Origin of the sequence: Bradyrhizobium sp. AC87j1 (genome assembly GCF_002936975.1) — a bacterium.
Classification (GTDB): Bacteria; Pseudomonadota; Alphaproteobacteria; order Rhizobiales; family Xanthobacteraceae; genus Bradyrhizobium; species Bradyrhizobium shewense.
The window spans coordinates 120,816-137,544 of the sequence record NZ_PTFE01000006.1; the positions used below are offsets into that span (position 1 = coordinate 120,816).

Annotated in this window: 15 protein-coding genes; 7 read left to right on the plus strand and 8 right to left on the minus strand. The window is 63.8% G+C overall.

Features of this window, described 5'->3' with window-relative positions; genetic code table 11:
- Positions 1-18 precede the first annotated feature (18 nt).
- Together CV770_RS06165 and CV770_RS06170 are read left to right on the plus strand one after the other, a co-directional pair.
- A complete protein-coding gene (locus CV770_RS06165) occupies positions 19-1,674 on the plus strand; it encodes a TRAP transporter large permease (protein ID WP_091953961.1) in 1,656 nt (551 codons plus the stop codon).
- 120 nt (positions 1,675-1,794) lie between these two features.
- Entirely contained in the window at positions 1,795-3,081 is a 1,287-nt protein-coding gene (locus CV770_RS06170; RefSeq protein ID WP_104461676.1) for a M20/M25/M40 family metallo-hydrolase, read from the plus strand.
- A 121-nt stretch (positions 3,082-3,202) separates the two neighbouring features.
- Here CV770_RS06170 and CV770_RS06175 read toward each other — a convergent pair whose 3' ends face one another.
- The 8 genes from CV770_RS06175 to CV770_RS06210 all read right to left on the minus strand — a co-directional run bounded on the left by CV770_RS06175 (position 3,203) and on the right by CV770_RS06210 (position 11,508).
- Positions 3,203-4,621, minus strand: coding sequence for a sensor histidine kinase (locus CV770_RS06175; RefSeq protein ID WP_104461677.1), 1,419 nt, complete (start codon positions 4,619-4,621; stop codon positions 3,203-3,205).
- 1 nt (position 4,622) lies between these two features.
- Entirely contained in the window at positions 4,623-5,297 is a 675-nt protein-coding gene (locus tag CV770_RS06180; RefSeq protein ID WP_018319980.1) for a response regulator, read from the minus strand.
- Between the two features lie 196 nt (positions 5,298-5,493).
- On the minus strand, positions 5,494-6,198 hold the full coding sequence (locus tag CV770_RS06185; protein ID WP_245453684.1) for a MarR family winged helix-turn-helix transcriptional regulator: 705 nt from the start codon (positions 6,196-6,198) through the stop codon (positions 5,494-5,496).
- A 343-nt stretch (positions 6,199-6,541) separates the two neighbouring features.
- Positions 6,542-6,898, minus strand: coding sequence for a YunG family protein (locus tag CV770_RS06190; protein WP_502693587.1), 357 nt, complete (start codon positions 6,896-6,898; stop codon positions 6,542-6,544).
- Positions 6,899-7,233: 335 nt separating this feature from the next.
- Positions 7,234-8,322 carry a TRAP transporter substrate-binding protein gene (locus CV770_RS06195; RefSeq protein ID WP_091952174.1) on the minus strand — a complete coding sequence of 363 codons (1,089 nt, stop codon included), beginning with the start codon at positions 8,320-8,322 and terminating at the stop codon, positions 7,234-7,236.
- A 167-nt stretch (positions 8,323-8,489) separates the two neighbouring features.
- Positions 8,490-9,578: a TRAP transporter substrate-binding protein gene (locus tag CV770_RS06200; RefSeq protein ID WP_091952177.1), complete on the minus strand. Its 1,089-nt coding sequence runs from the start codon at positions 9,576-9,578 to the stop codon at positions 8,490-8,492.
- A 220-nt stretch (positions 9,579-9,798) separates the two neighbouring features.
- A complete protein-coding gene (locus tag CV770_RS06205) occupies positions 9,799-10,941 on the minus strand; it encodes an Mrp/NBP35 family ATP-binding protein (protein ID WP_104461680.1) in 1,143 nt (380 codons plus the stop codon).
- Positions 10,942-11,070: 129 nt separating this feature from the next.
- On the minus strand, positions 11,071-11,508 hold the full coding sequence (locus tag CV770_RS06210) for a VOC family protein (protein WP_104461681.1): 438 nt from the start codon (positions 11,506-11,508) through the stop codon (positions 11,071-11,073).
- A 197-nt stretch (positions 11,509-11,705) separates the two neighbouring features.
- Here CV770_RS06210 and CV770_RS06215 point away from each other — a divergent pair, with 197 nt between their 5' ends.
- From CV770_RS06215 to CV770_RS06235, 5 genes are all read left to right on the plus strand, one after another.
- On the plus strand, positions 11,706-12,578 hold the full coding sequence (locus CV770_RS06215) for an NAD(P)-dependent oxidoreductase (protein ID WP_104461682.1): 873 nt from the start codon (positions 11,706-11,708) through the stop codon (positions 12,576-12,578).
- A gap of 115 nt (positions 12,579-12,693) precedes the next feature.
- Positions 12,694-13,974 (plus strand): sodium:proton antiporter NhaD, encoded by a 1,281-nt coding sequence (gene nhaD, locus CV770_RS06220; RefSeq protein ID WP_104461683.1) that lies wholly within the window; start codon positions 12,694-12,696, stop codon positions 13,972-13,974.
- A gap of 137 nt (positions 13,975-14,111) precedes the next feature.
- Entirely contained in the window at positions 14,112-15,707 is a 1,596-nt protein-coding gene (locus tag CV770_RS06225; protein ID WP_091952183.1) for a sensor histidine kinase, read from the plus strand.
- A gap of 44 nt (positions 15,708-15,751) precedes the next feature.
- Positions 15,752-15,955 carry a DUF1289 domain-containing protein gene (locus CV770_RS06230; protein ID WP_104461684.1) on the plus strand — a complete coding sequence of 68 codons (204 nt, stop codon included), beginning with the start codon at positions 15,752-15,754 and terminating at the stop codon, positions 15,953-15,955.
- Between the two features lie 28 nt (positions 15,956-15,983).
- A complete protein-coding gene (locus CV770_RS06235; RefSeq protein WP_091952184.1) occupies positions 15,984-16,538 on the plus strand; it encodes a TIGR02281 family clan AA aspartic protease in 555 nt (184 codons plus the stop codon).
- Positions 16,539-16,729 lie beyond the last annotated feature (191 nt).

Below are 16,729 nucleotides of genomic sequence, written 5' to 3' on the forward strand. Positions count from 1 at the left end.
GACGGTTTAGGGGGAATCATGACCGCGTTTATCATCGCCAATATGGCGCCCATCATGTTCGCGTCGCTGGTCGTCATGCTGCTGCTTGGCTATCCCGCGGCATTCTCGCTCGGCGCCGTGGGCCTGTTCTACGCCATCGTCGGCATCCAGCTCGGCGAGTTCCGGCCGGACTTCCTCCAGGCTCTTCCGGAGCGCGTCTACGGCGTGATGAACAACGACACGCTGCTCGCCATTCCCTTCTTCACCTTCATGGGGCTTGTGCTGGAACGATCGGGCATGGCCGAGGACCTGCTCGATACCATCGGCCAATTGTTTGGGACCATCCGCGGCGGCCTTGCCTATGCCGTGATCTTCGTCGGCGCGCTGCTCGCCGCAACGACGGGCGTGGTCGCCGCTTCCGTGATCTCGATGGGCCTGATCTCGCTGCCGATCATGCTGCGCTATGGCTATGACCGCCGCGTGGCCGCCGGCGTCATCGCCGCGTCCGGCACGCTCGCGCAGATCATTCCGCCCTCGCTCGTTCTGATCGTGATGGCCGACCAGCTCGGCAAGTCCGTCGGCGACATGTACGAAGGCGCCTTCATCCCCGGTCTCGTGCTCGCCGGCCTTTATGCCGGTTACGCCTTCCTCGTCAGCATGTTCTTCCCGAAGGCCACCCCGGGCCTGCCGAAGGAAGCCATCGGCTTCCGCGAGGAGAGTGGCAGCCGCGGCCTGGTCTCGCTCGGTATGCTGTTCCTCGCGAGCTGCGTGTTCGGTTGGTTCATGATGCGCAATTCGACCGTGCATGGTGCCGATTACGTCGTGCTCAGCATGTTCTGCGGCATCATCTTCGCCTTCGCCGTCGCCGTGGTGAACTGGGTCATCGACAAGCTCACCGGCTTCCGTTTCCTCTCTAAGATGGCGCAGCAGACCACCTTCGTCATGGTGCCGCCGCTGTTCCTGATCTTCCTGGTGCTGGGCACGATCTTCATCGGCATCGCGACCCCGACCGAAGGCGGCGCGATGGGTGCCGCCGGCGCCCTCATCCTCGGTGCCGCGAAACGGCGGCTGAGCTGGGACCTGATCCGGCAAGCCACGGAATCGACCGCCAAGCTGTCCGCTTTCGTCGTGTTCATCCTGGTCGGCGCCCGCGTGTTCTCGCTCACCTTCTACGGCGTCAACGGGCACGTCTGGGTCGAGCACCTGCTCACGTCGCTGCCCGGCGGCCAGGTCGGCTTCCTGATCTTCGTCAACGTCTTCGTGTTCGTGCTGGCGTTCTTCCTCGACTTCTTCGAGCTGGCCTTCATCGTGATCCCGTTGCTCGGGCCTGCCGCCGAGCATCTCGGCATCGACCTGATCTGGTTCGGCGTCATCCTCGGCGTCAACATGCAGACGTCGTTCATGCATCCGCCGTTCGGCTTCGCCTTGTTCTATCTCCGCTCGGTCGCGCCGAAGGAGCGCTACACCGATCGGCTCACCGGCAAGCGGATGGAACCGGTCACCACAGGCCAGATTTATTGGGGCGCGGTGCCATTCGTCGTCATCCAGATGATCATGGTCGGTCTGGTGATCGCGTTCCCGTCGATGGTCATGCATTACAAGGGCGTGCAGACCAACATCGATCCCAACACGATCAAGATCGAGGTGCCGCAGATCGAGCTGCCGCCGCTGGATCTCGGACCGCCATCGAAGTAGCGGCGGACGCCCCTCGCCGTCGTGCTCCGCTCAAGCGGCGCATGACGCGCGACGGCGCGCGTGACAAGCACCGGAAACGGAGGCATACCGGGCCATCCTCAGCCCTAAGGATGGCCGCTCATGCCTCGATTTCGCCCTGCTCCATTCGTTGCCCCGTTGATCGCCTCACTCTGGCTGACCTGTGCCGCAACGATGGTGCGGGCCGAGCCGGTCGCCGATGTTCACGCGCTGGCGCAGAAAGAGCAGCAGCCGCTGCTCGATACGCTGCGTGATCTCGTCTCCATCGAATCCGGCAGCAAGGACATCGAAGGCCTGAACCAGATCGCCGAGCGCGTTGCCGGTCAGCTCAAGCAGCTCGGCGGCACGGTGGAGATCCTGCAACCCACCGACATCTATCGCCTCGACGACACGCCCGAGAAGATCGGGCCGGCCGTGCACGCCGTGTTCAAGGGCACGGGAACTAAAAAGATCATGCTGATCGCCCATATGGACACGGTCTACCTGAAGGGCATGCTGAAGGATCAGCCGTTCCGCATCGACGGCGACAAGGCCTATGGCCTCGGCATCGCCGACGACAAGCAGGGCGTCGCGCTCATTCTCCACACCGTGGCCTTGCTGCAGAAGCTGGCCTTCAGGGATTACGGCACGCTCACGGTGCTCACGAACGGCGACGAGGAAATCTCCTCCCCCGGCTGGCGCAGCACCATCACCAAATTCGCCTCTGATCAGGACGCGGTGTTCTCGTTCGAAGGCGGCGGCACCGACGGCACGCTGCGCCTGGCCACCAGCGGCATCGGCTCGGCCTATCTCACGGTGCAGGGCAAGTCCTCCCATGCGGGCGCACGGCCGGAAGGCGGCGTGAATGCGCTGTACGAGCTCTCGCACCAGGTTCTGCAGATGAAGGACCTGTCCAAGCCGGAGCAGGGCCTGAAGCTGAACTGGACGGTCTCCAAATCAGGCACCAACCGCAACGTGATCCCTGCCGACGCCACCGCCCAGGCCGATGCGCGCGCGCTCAAGGTGTCCGACTTCGACGAGTTGGAGAAGGCGCTGCAGGACAAGATCAAGAATCGCCTGCTGCAGGACTCCAAGGTCAATTTGAAGTTCGAGGTGCGTCGCCCGCCGTTAGAGGCCAACGAGGCCTCACGCCGCGTGGCGGCCTACGGCAAGACGATCTATGGAGAGATCGGCATGTCCCTCAAGGTCGACGAGAAGGCGACCGGCGGCGGCACCGACGCGGCCTTTGCCGCGCTGAAGACCAGTGGAGCCGTAGTGGAGGGCATGGGGCTGTCGGGCTTCGGTGCGCACTCCAACGACGCCGAATATGTGCAGGTGGGCAGCATCGTGCCGCGGTTGTATCTGGCCACACGCATGATCATGGATCTGTCCACGGGTAAACTGAAATAGGGGCGGCGCTTTCTTCCTTCTCCCCTTCTTGTGGGAGAAGGTGCGCCGGATGAGGGGTCTCTCTCCGCGCATTCAATTGAGAGTGAGACTAGCGGAGAGAGACCCCTCACCCGCCTCGCTGCTATCGCGGCGAGCCACCCTCTCCCACAAGGGGAGAGGGTGAAGTGGTGTTGCTGTCCGCCAGCCGAAACCGCAGCGTGAACTCGGCCCCGCCCCCCGGAAGATTTTCCACCGCGACCGTGGCCGCGTGATCGTCCGCCACCGCGCGCACGATGGAAAGCCCCAGTCCCGCGCCGTCGCTGCGCCGGCGGTCGGCGCGCCAGAAGCGCTGGAAGATCAGCTCGCGCTCGGCCTCCGCGATCCCCGGGCCGCTATCGCGCACGCGCACCGAACCGTCCTCGCGCACCTCGACGTCGACGGTGGTGTCTTTTGCCGTGAACTTGATGGCGTTTTCCGCGAGATTGAAGACCGCGCGCTGCAGCATCTCCGAATTGCCGTGGATCCTGACCGGCGCGTCGGTACCCCGGAGCGCAATATCCTTGTGCTGCGCGATCGCGAACGGGGCGATCGAGCCAACCACCTCGGCGCAGACGGCGCGCAAATCCGCAGTTTCGCCGGGATCGAGCACCAGGGTGTCCAGCTCGGCGATCTCCAGCAATTGCGCGACGAGGCGGCTCATGGTTTCGATGTCGGCATGCAGCGCATGCCGTGCCGCCCGATCGTCGAGCGTCTCGATCCGCGTGCGCAGGATCGCGAGCGGCGTGCGCAATTGATGCGCGGCATCCGCGGTGAACTGCCGCTGCACCCGAAAGCCGCCTTCGAGCCGGTCGAGCGCCTGGTTGACGGCGGTGACGAGCGGCAAGATCTCGCGCGGGATCTGCTCCGTCGGCAGGCGGATGTCGGTGCGCGCCGGACCGATATTGCTGGCCTCCTCGGAGGCCTTCCACAGCGGTGCGATCGCGCGGCGGAAGATGATGATGTCGGTGGCGAGCAGGACCAGCAGGATCGGGATGGTGATCCATCCCACGCGCCGGAAGAAATTCGAGACGATGTCGTCGATGATGACGTCGCGGTGTGCGAGGTCCTCGGCGACCTGGATGCGCACCGTCTTGCCGTCGATGTCGCGGGTGACGGCGGCGCCGGAAATGCTCTCCGACGAGCGCGGTGCAGCGGTGGCGGCGGAGCGCCGATGGGAGGAGAACAGCAGCCGACCCTCGGCATCGCGAATGTCGTACTGATAGCGGCCATATGCTTCCGAATAGAGGCCCTTGAGACTGTCGGGCAGATTGAACGTCAGCAGTCCGCCCGGCTGAACAACGATGCGCTCCGCCAGCACCTCGGCCTGGGCGCGCATGGCATCGCGATGCAGCTGGTCGATCTCGGAATTGAGCAGCCAGAACAGCACCAGCGGCAGGAAGATCGCGACCACCGCGACCGCCAGGATGTGCAGGAACACGATGCGCCAGATCAGCGATTTGAACGTCGGAGACCTGCCATAGGACCCGGCATAGGATCCGACGTTGGATCCGAGCTGGGCCACGCTATTTCTCCACGTCCATGAGATAGCCGACGCCGCGGATGGTATGGATCACGACCTTGGCGCCGTGTTCAGCGAGCTGCTTGCGCAGCCGAGAGACATAGACCTCGACCGCGTTGGAGGCGACCTCGCCGTCGAGCCCGAAGATGTGGTCCTCGACGTTCTTCTTCGGCACCACCCGCCCCTGCCGGCGCAGCAAAATCTCCAGCACCGAGGTCTCGCGCGCGGAGATGATCCGCGGCTGATCGTCGACGAAGATCTGGCGGCTCTCGGTATCGTAGACGAGGTTGGCGAGACTGAGCGAGCGGCCGAGCAGCTGGCCCGGCCGGCGCAGGATCGCCTCCAGCCGCGCCACCAGTTCTTCCATCGCGAACGGCTTGGCGAGATAGTCGTCGGCGCCGCTGCGCAGGCCGCTGACGCGGTCCTGCAGGCCGCCGCGGGCGGTCAACACCAGCACGGGGAGCGGTTCCATCTTGATGCGCAACTCGCGCAGCACTGACAGGCCGTCGCCGTCGGGCAGCCCGAGATCGAGGATCATCGCGGCATAGCTGACGCTGCTCACCGCCTCGCGTGCCTCGGCCGCGCTGCCGACGATGTCGCTCTGGTAGCCGGCCGCCGCCAGCCCGCCAGCGACGAGGCGCGACAGCTCGGCATTGTCCTCGACGATCAGAAGGCGCATCGCATATCCGCCGGATATTCAGGTCACCGCACGCCTCGCGCGGCATCTTCGCTGTCTTCCATCATTCCGGACGCCTCGGCCAGCGAAAAAGCGTCCGGCCGAACCAGCGTCTGTCAGGTTTGTGTCAGCCGACTAGGCGTGTCCCCAAAGGTGACCCAAAGGCAGGGGCCTGCAGACGTTCGTAGCAGCTATCCTCCTAGCCACGTCCCTCGAAATAGGCGCAAAGCAGGGTCGTGTCCTTTGGAGCTAAGGATTTCCGGAACAGCCGGCACTTGAAGTGACGATCCTTCCCCTCTCCGCTCTCGATCAGGAACATGCACCTGCCGCAGACGTCGGCGTTGTGACGGCGCTTGGCAACATCGAGCCCGTCGAGGACGCGGCGAAGCGTATCGCGCAGCTGAGATCGATCGGGGAGCTCAAGTGTCACGAGCTGATCTCGAAGGACGTTAATTGGATCGCGCTCGAGGAACTTCTCGCCTTCGCTCGTGATGCAGAGCGCAATCGAGCGCTTGTCTTCTGCAGATGGCTTGCGAACCATCAACCCCTTGCTCTCGAGCACGGCGGCGATCTGCGATGCGACGCTGCGGGTCGTGCCCAGAAAGCTGGCGAGAGCCGTCGGCGTCCGCGAGAACCTGTTTGCGCGGGCGAGAAAGCGCAAGGCCATCCATTCCCGATCGCTCAGCCCCGCAAGGCTCCCTTCAAAAAGCCAGCTGTCGGCCGATTGGACCAGGAGTTGTAGAATTTCAATTGCCAGTCTCATTTGAGAAGTCCCACGGGAAACGGCGACCCTGGCATCTCGATCAACGATCGAGAGCCGCCGTGTTCGGTGAATGCTGCATTCCCGTCGGGACTGGTTGAGTCCGGTATACCGTACCGTGAAGCGCGACCGTCGTAATGACACGCCGCGACTTCAGCCCGATTGCCGGATTCCGATAACTCGACCGTTCCGTAAAAGGAACACCGAAAAACTACGCAGCGCGTGGGCGTTGAATGACATGAAATCTCGCGCGTCCGGACGCGATGGTTTCTCCCGGGCCACAACTGATGAGCAGGGATCAGAGAAGGCCACGCTTGTCAGGTTCGTGTAAGCAATGGCGCATCAGCGTGCAGGATGGAGAGAGCGCAGCGAAGAACCACCTTATGGATTGATACGCTCCGAACAGACACCTCCGGCAAATCTCAACGGAGAGCAACGCATTCACGTTGTCAGATTCACACTCACCTTCGCCTTCTGCCTGATGGTGCTAGCCCGACTTGGTATGGCTCTGCTGAAATACTGCCCTTAGTTCGGCTAATTGATCGCTCGTTGCTCCCAGCAACGCGTCGGCCTCATCTGCAGGCAAGTCCGCATAAGCGATCGGCCGGTCGAACTGGCTCGCCGTGAAGTCGTACCTCTTGCCTTCGATCCGATTGTAAAAATGGTCGCCGGCCGGCAGTGGCGTCTTCAGCAGGTCGCCGCCGAAAAGTTCATGAACGAGCAGCGACGTGACGTTGCATTGTCCTGCGGCCGGATTGTCCGCCGTCCATTGGCTCGCGGTCGACCGCGACCACGCCTTGAGCAGCGCGCTTTGAACGGCCTCGGGATCGAAACTTATCGTCATGTCCAGACGGCTGCCGACGAACCATATTTCGGATTATTAGATCCTAACATTCTGCTTTGCCCGACAAGTCAAGTGCTCCTGGTTTCAAAGGAGCTGCCGAGCGAAACCATCCCTCGATAGAGCCGGTTTCGGAAATAGCCTCCTCCCGCACACCGCAGCACCGACCCGCCTTCACGAAGGCCGCTTGTACCGCCGATTTTTCCCATGACTTATCAAGCCGGTGGCTACTGTGCATGGGGTTGTTTTTCAAATTTTGAGTCGGGCGCCAGCCAGGACACACAAGAAAACGCCCCGAAGCTTTCGCTCCGGGGCGCTGCATCCAACCGGTGACGCGATCAGCTCTGCGAGCGCCGCGCCATGAAGATGTCGTAGCCGACCTCGGCGACCTGGAACCAGGCGTAGCCGTCGCTCGTGAACTTGGCGAGGGAGTCGTGCACCTTCTTGAAATTGGCGTTGGTCGCGCCGACTTCGGCATGCAGCTCCTTGGCGGCCTTGTAGCAGGCATCCATGATCGACGGCGAGAAGGCGTGCAGCTTGGTGCCGCCCGCGAGCAGCTTCTTCAGCGCCAGCGGATTGGCGGTGTCGTAGCGCGCCATCATGTAGTTGTTGGCGTAGTGGCCGGCCTGCTCCAGCACGCTCTGGTAATATTTCGGCAGCGCGTTCCACTTGTCGAGGTTGACGAAGGCCAGCAGCATCGGCCCGCCTTCCCACCAGCCGGGATAGTAGTAGTGCGGCGCGATTTTGTAGAAGCCGAGCTTCTCGTCGTCATAGGGGCCGACCCATTCGGCGGCATCGATGGTGCCCTTCTCCAGCGCCGGATAGATGTCGCCGCCAGCGAGCTGCTGCGGCACCACACCGAGTTTCTGGAGCACGCGGCCGGTGAAGCCGCCGATGCGGAATTTCATGCCCTTGAGATCCTCGGGCGTATTGACCTCTTTCCTGAACCAGCCGCCCATCTGGCAACCGGTGTTGCCCGCGAGCAGCGAGACGACGTTGTAGCTCTTGTAGAACTCGTTGAGGACATCGCGCCCGCCGCCCTGCATGTACCAGGCCTGGTTGATGCGCATGTTGGGGCCGAACGGCACGGCCGAACCGAAGGTGAAGGTCGGATCCTTGCCGAAATAATAGTAGGACGCGGTATGACCGATTTCGCAGGTGCCGTTCTGGACGGCGTCGAGCACCTGGAGGCCCGGCACGATCTCGCCGGCCGCGAAGATCTGGATCTGGAATTTGTTGTCGGTCGCCTCGGCGACCATCTTGCACATCATCTCGGCGCCGCCAAACAGCGTGTCGAGCGATTTCGGCCAGCTCGTCGGCATGCGCCATTTGATTTCCGGCATCGACTGCGCGATCGCGGGAGCCGCAAGCGTGGCGGCGCCGGCCGCACCAAGTCCTGTGACCTTGATGAAGTCTCTTCTCTTCATGATTTCCTGCCCTGATGTACAGTGATTGTGGGCCTTCTTGCCGAGGCTTGGCACCACCATGACGCAAGCCGCCGTTCAATTCCATCCCGATCGCACTGCGGCAAAGAAAAAGCCCGGCCTCCACTGGAGGCCGGGCTTTCCGGTCTTGCGACTTTAGGCCTAGGCGATCAGCCGCGCGTGCGCGAGCGGATCATGAAGCTGTCGTAGGTATATTCGGCAACCTGCCACCACAGATATTCGTCGGAGCGGTAGGCTTGCATGGCGTCGATCGACTTCTTGAAGTCGGGGTTCTTGGCCGAGATATCTGCCCAGAGTTCGTTGGTCGCCTTGAGGCAGGCTTCCAGCACCTCGTTGGTGAAGGGACGAAGCTGGGTGCCGCCGGCAACCAGGCGCTTCAGGGCCGCCGGGTTCTGCATGTCGTAGCGTGCGGCCATCCAGGCGTTGGCGTTGGCCGTCGCGTTGGTGAGGATCGCCTGATAGTTCTTCGGCAGCGCGTTCCACTTCTCCAGGTTGGTGAAGGCATGGACGGTCGGACCACCTTCCCAGAAGCCCGGGTAGTAGTAGTACTTGGCGACCTTGGCGAAGCCGAGCTTCTCGTCATCGTAAGGCCCGACCCACTCGGCGGCGTCGATGGTGCCCTTCTCCAGCGCCGGATAGATGTCGCCGCCGGCGAGCTGCTGCGGCACCACGCCGACCTTCTGGAGCACCTGGCCGGCAATGCCGCCGATGCGCATCTTGAGGCCGGAGAGGTCGGCAACGGTCTTGATCTCCTTGCGGAACCAGCCGCCCATCTGGGTGCCGGTGTTGCCGCAGGGGAAACCGATCACGTTCGACTTCTTGAAGAACTCGTTGGCGAGCTCGTTGCCGCCGCCCTGATAGAGCCACGAATTCTGCTGGCGCGCGTTGAGGCCGAACGGCACCGAGGCGAAGATCGCGAAGGTCGGATCCTTGCCGACGTAGTAATAGGACACCGTGTGGCACATCTCGACGGTGCCGCTGGAGGTCGCATCGAGCGCCTGCAGGCCGGGAACGAGTTCACCGGCGGCGAACACCTGGATCTGGAATTTGTTGTCGGTCATCTCGGCGACGTACTTCGCCAACTGCTCGGCACCGCCATAGATGGTATCAAGCGACTTCGGGAAGCTCGAAGTCAGGCGCCACTTCACCTCGGGCGAGGACTGCGCGATCGCCGGCGAGGCCACCGCGGTTGCCGCCGCGCCTGCTGCCGACACTTTCAGAAAATCACGACGCTTCATCTTCAGGTCTCTCCTTGCTGGGGCGTTTCCCCTTAACTTCTCTTCTTGCCGCCGCTCATTCCGGCGACGTGTTAGGGCCGCGTCGAACCGAAGGGGCTTGACTGCCGTGGGCCTTTACCACGGAAGCCCCGCTTGCGGAACGCGACAATGGCATGACGGGGCTCTACGAAAGTCGCATGTCTCCCAAAAGGACGAGGAAGGCGTGCCGCGGGCGGCCGGCTCAGGCCGCCGCGATGACGCCCTTGAGCTGGTCGCGGACCTGCCCTGCAATGGCGCGGTAGATCGCCGCATGAGGACCGTCCGGCTCGCTGTCGACGACGGGATTGCCGGCATCCGAGCTGGCGCGAATCGCCATGTGCAGCGGGATCTCGCCGAGGAAGGGTACCTCGAGCTTGTCGGCCTCGTGCCGCGCCCCGCCATGGCCGAAAATGTCCGACCGCGTGCCGCAATGCGGGCATTGGAAGTAGCTCATGTTCTCGACGATGCCGAGCACGGGCACGTTGACCTTCTTGAACATGGCAAGCCCCCGCCGCGCGTCGATCAGGGAGAGATCCTGCGGGGTCGAGACGATCACGGCGCCCTTCAGCGGCACGTTCTGCGCCAGCGTGAGCTGGGCATCGCCGGTGCCCGGCGGCATGTCGACGACCAGCACGTCGAGCTTGCCCCATTCGACGTCGCGCAGCATCTGCGTCACCGCCGACATCACCATGGGACCGCGCCAGATCATCGCGGTCTCTTCCTCGACCAGGAAGCCGATCGACATGATGGCGAGACCGAAGCGCCGAAGCGGAATCATTTTTCGCTCGTCGTTCAGCTCCGGCTTGTCGTGCAGGCCGGTCAGCCGCGGCACCGAGGGGCCGTAGATGTCGGCATCGAGCAGCCCGACCTTGAGGCCGAGGTCGCGCAGGCCCAGCGCCAGGTTCAGCGCGGTGGTCGACTTGCCGACGCCGCCCTTGCCGGAGGCGACCGCGATCACGGCGGCAACGCCGGGGATTTCCGACTGCCGCGCCATCGGCGATTGGGCGCCACCCTGTGGCGGCGGCTTGTGGGCATGGACCGGCTGCACGCCGGGCGTGCCGCGGCTGGGTTGCGGGGGTGGCGGCGGCGCGGAGCCCGGCTTGCGCTCGGCGGTCAGCGCCACCATGACGGTGGTCACGCCTGGAATGGTGCGCACAGCGGCCTCGGCTTCGGCCCGGATGGACTCCCAGGCCCTCGCCTCGGCAGCATCGACATTGATCGAGAAGAACACCTTGCCGTCGGACGCGCTGATCGCGCTCAGCACATTGGCATTGGTGAGCGCGACCCCGCGGGGGGAGTTGATCCGGGCGAGAGTGTCGAGAACCTGTTGCTGCGTCACGCTCAAAGCGCATCTCCTGAACGGAGCATGATCCGGACCGGGAGGACGGCACCAGCGCAAAGCGTGGCGCGGCTTTCCGGCAAGGTCATGCTCGAGACTTTAGGATGCCCCATTAGAGCGGAAACGCCCAAAAGGCTACTGCCTGCCGATATCGTCAGCTTTCTCGGCGGGCGCTGCCCCCTGCTCCCTGGCGGCCTCGTAATTCAGCTCGATCATGACCCCGTTGGGGTCGTTGACGAAGATCTGCCAGAGGTCGCCGCCGGGCACCTGGCGGGACTCGAACTTCATGTCCTTGGATGCCAGCCGCTGCTTCATGCTGGCGAAGCCGCGACTGGCGAAGGCGACATGATGGACAACGCCGGCATCCGGCTTTTGTGGCTCGGCCGTCGCAGAAATATCGACGAGGTGCACCACCGCCTTGCCCTCGCTGTACATCCAGGCGCCTGGGAAGGCGAAATTCGGCCGGGCGCCTTTTTCCAGGCCGAGCACATCCTCGTAGAAGCGGACGGTCTCGGCCAGATTCCGGGTCCGGATGTTGAAATGATCGAGGACGCCAACGCTCACGCCGCCCATGCTTTCGCTCCCTTTTTTGAAGTCCTTAGGTCCGCCATCCTAGCACAGGGGGCCGCCAAACGAAGCCGTTGCCCTCCCGGCTTAACGGTTTATGGTGCGCCTCCGATCCGCCTTCGCGGCGGAACTTCGAGGACGCCGCCCTGGCGCCCTCGCCCGGCTGCAACCGTAAAACTCAAGCTACGGACAAGGTACCACACATGGCTAAAGTCGCTTTCCTCGGTCTCGGCGTCATGGGCTACCCCATGGCCGGACACCTCGTGAAAAAAGGGGGCCATGAGGTCACCGTCTACAACCGCACCGCGGCCAAGGCGAAGGAATGGGCGGACAAGTTCGGCGGCAAGACCGCACCGACCCCGAAGGCGGCCGCTGAAGGTCAGGATTACGTGATGTGCTGCGTCGGCAACGACAACGATCTGCGCGCGGTCACGATCGGCCCCGACGGCGCGTTCGCCGGCATGAAGAAGGGTGCAACCTTCGTCGACCACACCACCGCCTCCGCCGAAGTCGCGCGTGAGCTGGATGCGGCCGCGACCAAGGCCGGCTTCAAGTTCATCGACGCGCCGGTCTCCGGCGGCCAGGCCGGCGCCGAGAACGGCTTGCTGACGGTGATGTGCGGCGGCGCGCAGGACGCCTATGCCGGCGCCGAGCCGATCATCACGGGCGCCTATGCGCGGATGTGCAAACTGCTCGGGCCCGCCGGAAGCGGCCAGCTGACGAAGATGGTCAACCAGATCTGCATCGCCGGTCTGGTGCAGGGTCTCTCCGAGGGTATCCACTTCGCCAAGAAGAGCGGCCTCGACGTCGCCGCAGTGATCGAGACCATCTCCAAGGGCGCGGCGCAGTCCTGGCAGATGGAAAATCGCTACAAGACCATGAACGAGGACAAGTACGATTTCGGCTTCGCGGTCGAATGGATGCGCAAGGACCTCTCGATCTCGCTGGCTGAAGCCCGCCGCAACGGCGCCAACCTGCCGGTCACCGCGCTGGTCGATCAGTTCTACTCCGAGGTCGAGAAGATGGGCGGCAAGCGCTGGGATACGTCCAGCCTGCTCGCGCGCCTGCAGCGCTGACGAGCGCATCGACGGTCGCTGCCGGGCAGCTGCGACCGTCCCCGGCCTTGACGCGGCGCCGCGTCGAGGTCTTGCAAGCGCATCGAGCCGAAGAACGAACACCGGGGGGACTGACTTGCTGAGCGTGATAGCCGCCGTTTTCATCGTTGCGTATGCTGCCATCGCGCTCGAACATCCGCTCGGTGTCAACAAGAGCGCCTCGGCTCTCCTGGGAGCGGGCCTGCTCTGGACCATTTATGCGCTGTCCGTCGGCGACCCCTCGCTCGTCAACCATCAGCTCGACGAATCCGTCGCCTCGACCGCGCAGATCGTCTTCTTCCTGATCGGCGCCATGACGATCGTCGAGGTGATCGACGCCCACAACGGCTTCGAAGTCATCACCTCGATCATCCGCACCACGAAGCAGACCACGCTGATGTGGATCATCGGCTTCGTGACGTTCTTCCTGAGCGCGATCCTCGACAATCTCACCACCACCATCGTGATGATCTCGCTGATCCAGAAGCTGATCGGCAGCAAGAGCGATCGCCTGCTGTTTGCCTCGATCATCGTCATCGCGGCCAATGCCGGCGGCGCCTGGACCGTGATCGGCGACGTCACGACGACGATGCTCTGGATCGGAGGGCAGATCACTCCCCTCAGCATCATGAAGTCGGTGTTCTTGCCCTCACTGCTCAACCTGCTGATACCGCTGCTCATCATCGGCTATTCGCTCAAGGGAAAGGAGATCGTTCCTCCGCTGCAAGGCCAAGCACAGGCCCTCAGGGTCGAGGTGTTCGAGCGCAATCTGATGTTCTATCTCGGCCTCGGCACCCTGGTTGCCGTTCCGGTTTTCAAGGCCGTGACGCACCTTGCGCCTTTCATGGGTATTCTTTTCGGGCTTGGCATCCTCTGGCTGGTCGGCGAGGTCGTTCACCGCCACAAGGACGAGGATGCGCGCCGTCCCCTCACCCTCGTCCATGCGCTGACGCGCATCGACATGAGCTCCATCGTGTTCTTCGTCGGCATCCTCATGGCCGTCGCGTGCCTGGAGCATGCTCGCGTGCTGGAACTGTTGGCGAAGTGGCTCGACGCCACGGTCGGGCGTCTCGACGTCATCGTCATCCTGCTCGGCCTCTTGAGCGCCATCATCGACAACGTGCCGCTCGTCGCGGCCACGATGGGCATGTACAGTCTGGTGCAACATCCGCCCGACAGCTTCATCTGGGAGTTCATCGCCTATTGCGCCGGCACCGGCGGCTCGATCCTGATCATCGGCTCGGCCGCGGGCGTTGCCGCCATGGGACTCGAGAAGATCGAGTTCTTCTGGTACGCCCGCCGTATCGCAGGCCCCGCCCTGGTGGGGTATCTGGCGGGCGCGATGGTCTACATCGCCCAGTACGCAGCGCTGCATTGACGGCGCAGGCGAGATCAAAATTAACGCCGGGTTAACGTAATTCTTTAGCTCCTTAAGTCACCTCTTAAGGATTTCTTGCCAGAGATAGACAATGCAGAAGGCCCGCGTCCGGCGTGGGCAGGAATCGTTGTTGCTTGATGAGTAACCCCGCTGAAAAGCCTGAGGTTGTGGAGCTTCCGGCCGAGCCGGTGAGCGCTCCATCGGCGAGCAGCCGAAGGGCTGCAGCGCAGCGGGTGCGCGAGGCGCGGGACAAGTTAACGTCGACCAGTGGAACCCGGCCGGCCTTCGACGCCGAGATGCTGCGCCAATATGCCCAGACGCGGCTGTCGGCTTCCTATGTCGTGATGCTGCTGGTGGTCGCGACCGGCGTGCTGTTCGGCCTGTGGATGCAGCCGATCCCGGCCGCGGCCTGGACCGCCGGCATGCTCTGCATCCACAGCGCCATGACCCGCAGTTGCCGGCGCTTCCTGACCGAGCCCGCCTCGCCCGCGGCGACGCGCGCCTGGCGGACGCGGTTCGTCGTACTCGACCTGCTCTATGGCCTGTGCTGGATGGCGATCCTGATCCATCCCGTGCTCGACATGGTCACGGAAACGCTGATGATGTTCCTGATGCTGCTGGTGATCGCAGTGTCGAGCATGCTCGCCGCCAATCTGCCGATCGCAGCCCTCGCCGCCACCGCGCCGGTCGCGGTCGCCATGGCGCTGAGCTTCGTGATGACCGGCTCGCTGGACAATTACATTCTGGCCGCGCTCGCGCTCGCCGCCGAAGGCTATTTCGTCCTGCTGGCGCACCGCCTGCACTCCTCCACCTTCGCCACGCTGGAAGCGCGCGCCGAGAAGGACGCGCTGATCGGCGAGCTCGAACAGGCCAAGGCGATCTCGGACGAGGCGCGCCACCGCGCCGAATCCGCCAACGTCGCCAAGTCGCGCTTCCTCGCGCAGATGAGTCACGAGCTGCGCACGCCGCTGAACGCCATCCTCGGCTTCTCCGAGGTGATGAAGAGCGAGATTTTTGGCGCGCATGCGGTGCCGGTGTACAAGGAGTACTCGGCGGACATCCATAATTCCGGCGTGCACCTGCTCAACCTCATCAACGAGATCCTCGACCTGTCGCGGATCGAGGCCGGCCGCTACGAGCTCAACGAGGAAGCGGTGTCGCTGGTCGGCATCGTCGCCGACTGCCATCACCTGATGAAGCTGCGCGCCTCCAGCCGCGGCATCACCATCCACGAAGTGTTCGAGCAGGCTATGCCGCGGCTGTGGGCCGACGAGCGCGCGATCCGCCAGGTCGTGCTCAACCTGCTCTCCAACTCGATCAAGTTCACTCCGCAAGGCGGCGAGATCTGGCTCAAGGCCGGCTGGACCGCCTCGGGCGGACAATATCTCTCGGTGCGGGATTCCGGCTCCGGCATTCCCGAGGACGAGATCCCGGTCGTGCTCGCCTCGTTCGGCCAGGGCTCCAACTCGATCAAGTCCGCCGAACAGGGCGCCGGTCTCGGCCTGCCGATCGCCAAGAATCTGATCGACCTGCATGGCGGCACGTTCACGCTGAAATCGAAGCTGCGCATCGGCACCGAGGTGATCGTCACCTTCCCGCCGGAGCGCGTGATGAGCGCGCTGGCGCCGCTGTCGGATGATTCCCCGCCGCTCCAGCCGGAGAGTTCCGTACTGCCCGAGGAGAAGCGCCGGCCGCGCCACAAGCCGATCATGAGCGCAGGTACAGGCTCCTAACCAGATGCTTGCAGACATGCCCGACAATCCCCCACTATGTCCGAATGAGCAAAGAAACGCCGTGCGTCGCCGTCTGCATGATCGATCCCAGGACCAAGCTGTGCTTCGGCTGCGGCCGGACCTTGCCCGAGATCGCGCGCTGGCACGCCATGGAAAGCGCGGACCGGCTCGCGGTCATGGCCCTGTTGCCGGCACGCATGATGGAAGCTGGACTGGCGCCGATCGCGGCATCGCCGAAACGCACCTGACCGGCCTGCGCGCCTGCGGAGGCGCGCGATGATCCGCTTCCTGCTCGTTCTCGTCATGCTTGCCGGCACGGCGGGCGCGGTCGTCGCCTATGGCGATCCCGATCAGATCGCGCGCGCCAGCCACAAGGTCTCCCACATCTTTCGCGCACAGACGGCAACGCCCGCTCCTGCCGTGCAAATCCCGCGCGGCCAGGGTGGCGAATTCGCGCTGCGTGCGAAGATCAACGGCATCGCCGCGCCGATGGTGATCGATACCGGCGCGACGTCGGTGGTGCTGACCTGGGAAACCGCGAAAGCCATCGGGTTGCCGCTCGAGATGCTCGAATACGATGTCGACCTCGAAACCGCGGGCGGCCATACCAAGGCAGCCCGCCTCACCCTCGACCGTCTCTCCGTCGGCCATCTCGTCGAAAAATCGGTGCCGGCCCTCGTCGTCCAGCGCGGGCAGATGAAGACCAATCTGCTCGGCATGAGCTTCCTCGACCGCCTGGAGAGCTGGGGCGTGCGCGCCGACAAGCTGATGCTGACCGGCTATCCCGAGCTTCAGAGCAGCCATCGTCGCTCGCGCACGGCGCTCGACTAGATCATCCGCGAAGAACCGTCGCGCAGGTCCGACGGCCTCGCTTCACACCGGCCGTGACTTAATCCCTGCGCGGTGCGTGCATGCCGGTCGGTGCGGCGAACAAAAAACGCGAAAACAACCCCATGCACAGTAGCGGTGCTTGTCCGAACAAGGACTTGCGCGGGACAACGATTGGCCTCTCCGGAGTTATT